The organism is Kitasatospora sp. NPDC007106, assembly GCF_040634455.1.
In the GTDB taxonomy this organism is placed as follows: domain Bacteria; phylum Actinomycetota; class Actinomycetes; order Streptomycetales; family Streptomycetaceae; genus Kitasatospora; species Kitasatospora arboriphila.
The window spans coordinates 1-6,182 of record NZ_JBEYFP010000354.1 but is presented as its reverse complement, the minus strand read 5'-3'; the positions used below and the strand labels follow the sequence as shown (position 1 = coordinate 6,182).

The 6,182-nt window shown below is 75.5% G+C and carries 4 protein-coding genes and 1 pseudogene; 3 read left to right on the top strand and 2 right to left on the bottom strand.

What is annotated here, in order from left to right; translation table 11 throughout:
• From ABZ641_RS23145 to ABZ641_RS23135, 3 genes and pseudogenes are all read left to right on the top strand, one after another.
• Positions 1 to 799, top strand: a pseudogene (locus ABZ641_RS23145) (hypothetical protein); the annotation flags it as partial.
• Positions 784 to 2,082, top strand: coding sequence for a YcaO-like family protein (locus ABZ641_RS23140; protein WP_344627586.1), 1,299 nt, complete (start codon positions 784 to 786; stop codon positions 2,080 to 2,082). The pseudogene ABZ641_RS23145 and the gene ABZ641_RS23140, both read left to right, overlap by 16 nt.
• Complete coding sequence (locus ABZ641_RS23135) at positions 2,079 to 3,233, top strand: TfuA-like protein (RefSeq protein ID WP_344627587.1); 1,155 nt, start codon at positions 2,079 to 2,081, stop codon at positions 3,231 to 3,233. Before ABZ641_RS23140 ends, ABZ641_RS23135 begins: the two co-directional genes overlap by 4 nt.
• An 82-nt stretch (positions 3,234 to 3,315) precedes the next feature.
• Here the strand turns inward: ABZ641_RS23135 and ABZ641_RS23130 are convergent, their stop codons facing one another.
• A complete protein-coding gene (locus ABZ641_RS23130) occupies positions 3,316 to 5,028 on the bottom strand; it encodes a proline--tRNA ligase (RefSeq protein ID WP_359984498.1) in 1,713 nt (570 codons plus the stop codon).
• A gap of 209 nt (positions 5,029 to 5,237) precedes the next feature.
• Positions 5,238 to 6,035, bottom strand: a complete 798-nt coding sequence (locus ABZ641_RS23125) for an aldolase/citrate lyase family protein (protein WP_359984496.1) — start codon at positions 6,033 to 6,035, stop codon at positions 5,238 to 5,240.
• Positions 6,036 to 6,182: the final 147 nt, after the last annotated feature.

Sequence of the window (6,182 nt, the reverse complement as noted above, 5' to 3'; positions counted from 1 at the left end):
CCCGACCCGCCACGCCGCCCGCCCTGCACCGGCCCCGGCCCCGGCCGTCGCCGCCGCTGCCGTGCCGGGGCCGGTGCCGATGCCGGACGACCCCCGCGCCGCCCGGCGGCTGGTGCAGTCCCGGATCGTCCGCAGCGCCGTGGCCGCCGGCGACCGCCCGGACGCCGACCTCGCCCTCGCCGACCGCCTCGCCGCCGCCGCGCTCCGGCCGGACCCGGCCCCGGCCCCGGCCCCGGACGGCGAACTCGACCGTCTGCTCTGCGCGTTCCTCGGCGCCACGCTCGCCCGCCGCGGCCCCGACGTGCACGACTACCTCAGCGGCTCGGTCGGCTACAGCCCCGAGGAGCGCACCGGTCTGCCGCACCACTGCGGCCACCGCCTGCTGCGGCTGCGCATCGTGCCGCGCGACCTGCCCGCCGGCGCCCTCGCCCTGTACGTCTGCGAGCGCTGCGGCTCCGCCCACACCCTGCCGCCCGGCGGCGAACCGCCCCGCGCCGTGCTCGGCCCGGACACGCTCACCCTGCACCTCGCCCGGCCGCTCGCCGCCGGGGGCCGGTACACCGCGGCCCGGCAGCCGATCGGCGGCCACCCCGAGGCGGCCCTGCCGGTCGCCGAACTCGCCCCCGGCGCACGGGAGGTCACCGTGCCGCTGCCGCGGGACGGCGCCCCCGGGCTGCGCCGGATCGCCGTCGCGCTGGTCGCCGACGGCGAGTTCTCCGTCCACCAACTCCCGCTCACCGACGACCGATCCACCCGCACGACACCACGAAAGGCAGGCCGGCCGTGCTGGACGCCCTGACGACCCGCTGGGACAAGGACCACCGAGACGGCACCCACCGCTCCCGGGCCCCCGCCGACACCCTGGCCGACTACGGCGGACGGATGGCCCGGATGGGCATCACCCGGCTGGCCAACATGACCGGCCTGGACTGGCTGGGCATCCCGGTCTACAACGCGATCCGCCCCAACTCCCGTTCGCTGTCCGTCTCCCAGGGCAAGGGGGCGACGCACGACGCCGCCCGGGTGTCCGCCCTGATGGAGTCGATCGAGTACTGGCACGCCGAGTTCTTCGAGGGCTCGCTGCGGCACGAGTCGTACCGCGAACTCGCCCGCCGGCAGCCCGTCCTGGACGTCTCGCGGCTGCCGCTGCGCGGCGGCCTCGACACCGTCGGCGAGGGCTCCCGGGAGACCCCGGCCCGCGCCGGACTCCGCACCGACCTGCCGATGCTGTGGACGGAGGGCTTCGACCTGCTCGCCGGGTCGCCGCTCTGGCTGCCGTACGACAACGTCCGGCTGAACAAGGTGGGCATCGACTACGCGGCGACCACCTTCCGGGTCAGCTCCAACGGCCTGGCCTCCGGGAACAACCTGGTCGAGGCCGTCATCCACGGCATCTGCGAACTCGTCGAACGCGACGCGCTGACCATGTGGTGGCAGGGCGTCCGCACGGCCGCCGACGTCGCACGGACCAAGCTCGACCTCGGCACCGTCACCGACCCGGTCTGCCGCGGGGTGCTGGACGCCTTCGAGGAGGGCGGCATCGAGGTCGCCGTCTGGGACGTCACCTGCGACACCGGCATCCCCACCTACCAGTGCTGCGTGGTGGAGCGCGCCGACCGGGTCGCCTGGCGGTCCTTCGGCGCCTGCTGGGGCTACGGCACCCACACCTCCCCCGAGGTCGCCCTCTCCCGCGCGCTCACCGAGGCCGCGCAGAGCCGGATCACCGTCATCGCGGCCAGCCGGGACGAGAACTTCCGCACCATGTACAAGGCGCAGAACGACGCACGGACCCTGGCCCGCACCCGCGAGGTGTTCTTCGCCGCCCCCGGCACCCTGCCCTTCGACACCGGCCGCGGCATCGACCACCCCACCCTCAACGAGGACCTGCGCGCCGTGCTGGAGCGGCTCTCCGCCGCCGGCATCGAGAACGTCGTCGCCGTCGACCTCACCAAGCCGGAGATCGGCATCCCCACCGCCAAGGTCGTCGTGCCCGACCTCGAGTTCTACTCCCTGTTCATCGGCTACACGCCGGGCCGCCGGGCCCGGCGGCGGCTGCTCGGAGCCCAGGAGGCCACCCGGTGACCGTCCACGTCTTCCTCGGCCCCAGCCTGCCCGTGGAGCAGGCCCGCGCCGTCCTCGACGCGCAGTACCACCCGCCGGTCAGCTGCGGCGACGTCACCGAGCTGGTGCTCGACCGGGAGCCGCCGAAGGCGATCGTCCTGGTGGACGGCCTCTTCGAGCAGGTGCCGACGGTCTGGCACAAGGAGATCCTCTTCGCCCTGGAGCGCGGCGTGCGGGTCTTCGGCGCCGCCAGCATGGGCGCACTGCGCGCCGCCGAACTCGCCGCCTTCGGGATGGAGGGCGTCGGCGGGATCTACGAGCGGTTCGCCTCCGGCGAGTACCAGGACGACGACGAGGTCACCATCGTGCACGCCCCTGCGGAGGACGGGTACGTACCGCTCTCCGAGGCGATGGCCAACCTCCGCGCCGGGCTGGCGGCCGCGCTCGCCGCGGGCGCGGTCACCGCCGCCACCCACGACCTGCTGGTGGACGCCGCCAAGCGGCGCTTCTACCCGGACCGCTCCTGGGGCCGGCTGTACGCCGACGCGAAGGCCCTCGGCGTCGCGGAGGAGGAGACGGCGGCGCTGCGCGGGTACGTCCGGGAGCACCGGCCGGACGCCAAGCGCGCGGACGCCCTCGCCGTGCTGCGGCACGTCGCCGGGCTGATCGACGCCGGCCTGGAGCCGCCGGTCGTCGACTTCGCACTGGAACCCACCTACTACTGGGAGAAGCTGCTCACGGTCGTCCGGCAGCAGCGCGCCGAACGCGAGCTGCACGAGCGGCTCGGCGCCGGGCCCGCGGAGGTCTACCGGCACCTCGCGGAGCACCGGCCCGCCGTGCTGCGGGCCGCGCTCTGCGACGTGCTCGCCGCGCAGGAGTCCGCCCGGCTCGGCCTGCTCCTCCCCGAGGAGCGGACCGCCCACCACCGGACGGTACTGGACGGCACCGCCGTGCCGGAGGCCCTGCGCGACGGCCTCGCCGTCCGCGAGGCCACCGCGGAGGCGCTGACCGGCCGGCTGCGCGCCTCGCTGGCCGGGCCGGCGCTCGCCCGGCTGGAGCGGGACGGCCTGGCCGGGCCGGTGGCCGCCGCACTCGCCGCCCCGGACTCCCCGGACACCGCGGCCGGCACCCCGGCCCAGGGCGTACCGCTGCCCGCGGGCCGCCGCGAGTGACCCGGCCCGGCAACGGGACCGCCCCCGGCACCGTGCAGGTGCCGGGGGCGGTGTGCGTGCGGTGTGCGTACCGCGGACGGGATCAGCCGCGGCGGGCGGCGGCGACCAGGCCGGCCACATGGCCGACCGCGTCCGCCACCGGCACCTGCACGGTCTCGCCGGAGGCCCGGTCGACGACCTCGACCACGCCCTCCTTCAGACCGCGCGGGCCGACGGTGATCCGGTAGGGGATGCCGACCAGCTCGCAGTCGGCGAACTTCACGCCCGGGCGCTCGTCCCGGTCGTCGAGGACGGTGTCCACGCCGGCCTCGCGCAGGTCCCCGTAGAGGCCCTCGACGACCTTGGTGGTGTCCTCGTCCGCCTTGCCGATCGGCACGATCACGACCTCGAACGGGGCGACCGACACCGGCCAGACGATGCCCTTCTCGTCGTGGTGCGCCTCGACCACCGCGGCGATCGCGCGCTCGACGCCGATGCCGTAGCTGCCCATGATCGGCTTGACCCGCTCGCCGTCCGGGCCGAGCACGGTGATGTCCAGCGCGTCGGTGTACTTGTAGCCCAGCTTGAAGATGTGGCCGACCTCGACGGTGCGCACCACCTGCAGCGGCTCGCCGCAGGTCGCGCAGGGCTCGCCGGCCGAGATCTCGCGGAAGTCCGCCCAGCCGGTGGCGGTGATGTCCCGGGCGACGTCGACGCCGCTCAGGTGGACGCCGTCCCGGTTGGCGCCGGTGGTCATCGAACGGCGGCCGCGCAGCGCCTCGTCCGCCCAGACCGGGATGCCCTCGACGCCGACGGCGCCCAGGCTGCCCGGGGCGGCGCCGAGCGCCTCCTTGATCTCCTCGGGGGTCGCCGGACGCACGGCGCGGGCCGCGGTGGCGTCCAGGAGCTTCTGCTCGACCAGGGCGTGGTCGCCGCGCATCAGCACCAGGGTGAGGGTGCCGTCCAGCACGTAGACCAGGGTCTTGATCTGGCGGTCGGCGGGCACGCCGTGCTTGGACGCCAGCTCCTCGATGGTGCGGGCCTCCGGGGTGTCGAAGGGCTCGGGGGCGGCGGGGCCCTCCGGGTCCTCGACGGCCGGCAGGGCGGCCGCGGCCTTCTCCATGTTGGCGGCGTAGCGGCAGGCGGTGCAGTGCACGACCAGGTCCTCGCCGGCCTCGGTCGGCGACATGAACTCGACCGAGGCGGAGCCGCCCATGGCACCGCTGGAGGCCTGCACCGGGATCGCGGGCACGCCGAGGCGGGCGAAGATCCGGGTGTACGCCTCGTGGTGCAGGTCGAAGGAGCGGTCCAGCCCGGCCTGGTCGAGGTCGAAGCTGTACGAGTCCTTCATGGTGAACTCGCGCACCCGCAGCAGGCCCGACTTCGGCCGCGGCTCGTCGCGGAACTTGGTCTGGAACTGGTACCACATCTGCGGCAGCTGCCGGTACGAGGCGAGCTCGTCGGCGAGGGTGGTGAAGATCTCCTCGTGCGTCATGCCGAGGGCGATGTCGGCGCCCTTGCGGTCCTTGACGCGGAACATCTCGTCGCCCATGACCTCCCAGCGGCCGGACTTCTGCCAGATCTCCGCCGGGTGCATCGCCGGGAGCAGCCACTCCTGCGAGCCGATCCGGTCCATCTCCTCGCGCACGATCCCGACGACCTTCGACCGCACCCGGACGGCCAGCGGCAGCAGCGAGTAGTGGCCGGCCATCAGCTGGCGGACGAACCCGGCACGGACCAGCAGCCGGTGGCTCGCCGCGTCGGCGTCGGCAGGGTCCTCGCGCAGCGTCGGGGTGTACATCTGGGACCAGCGCATATCTGTCCGTCTTTCCTGTCTGGGTGTCAGAACTGTCCGGTGGAGGGCGCCGTGACACCCGGGCCGGCCTCCGTCCTCCGCCCCGGCGGTGCGCGGGGCCGGACTCGGACGCCCGCCGGCCGGCTGCCGCGGCACCGGTGCGGCCGAGGTGAACGCTACTGGATCCGGCAGGCGGGGTGGGCGCGGACGGTCGGGAGGCACCCGCCCGGTCAGGCGCCGCGCAGGCCGTCGAGGGCGTGCCGCAGGGTCTCCCGCAGCAGTGCCAGCTCGTTGCCGACCGCGATCAGGTCGAAGCCCTCGGCGGCGTACTGCCGGGCCTGCTCCGGCCCGCCGGCGAAGATCCCGGCGAGCCGGCCGTGCCGGCGGGCCGCGGCGAGGACGGCCGCCCGGGCCCGGTCCATCGCCGGGCCGGTCACCACGCCGGGCTGTCCGAGCGAGCAGGCCAGGTCGCCGGTGCCGACGAAGAGGCCGTCGACGCCCGGCACCGCCGCGATGGCGTCGGCGGCGGCCACCGCCTCCGGCGACTCGATCTGCACCAGGCAGGTGGTGCGCTTCGCCGCGTCCGCCAGGTAGCCGGGCAGGTCGTGGAACCAGCCGGAGGCGCGCGCCGGGTTGACGCCGCGGGTGCCGAACGGCGGGTAGCGGCACGCGTCGGCCGCGGCCCGCGCCTCCTCGACGGTGTCGACCTTGGGCACCATGACGCCGGCCGCGCCGAGGTCCAGCGCGTGCTCGATGTGGTGCCGGTGCAGGTACGGGACGCGGACGAGCGGGGCGCAGGAGGAGCCGGTCAGCGCCTGCAGCATCGGCAGCAGGTCGCCCTTGGACATCGGCGAGGCCTCCAGGTCGAGCACCGTGAAGTCCAGCGGCAGGGTGCCGCAGAGCTCGGCCACCATGCTGCTGCCGCTGAGCAGGAAGAGGCCGAGCGAGGGCCCGTCCGGGCCGGTGCGGCGGGCGAGCGGCGGCCAGCCGTCGAACAGCGGATGGCGGCGGGTCTCGGGTGCGGTCACGGCAGGCTCCTCCGGGTCGGCGGGTCGGTCGGTCGGGTCTCCGGGCGCCCCGCCAGGGCGCACAGCTCCGCCCAGAGCGCGGCGGGCACGGTGAGGGTGTCCGGGGTGCCGGCGGGCCCGGCCGGGGCGGGGCGCGGCCCCCCGGGG

What these genes read in the sequence shown, in the direction of transcription:
- ABZ641_RS23130 (WP_359984498.1), bottom strand. Translation starts at nt 5,028, where the DNA reads ATGCGCTGGTCCCAGATGTACACCCCGACGCTGCGCGAGGACCCTGCC.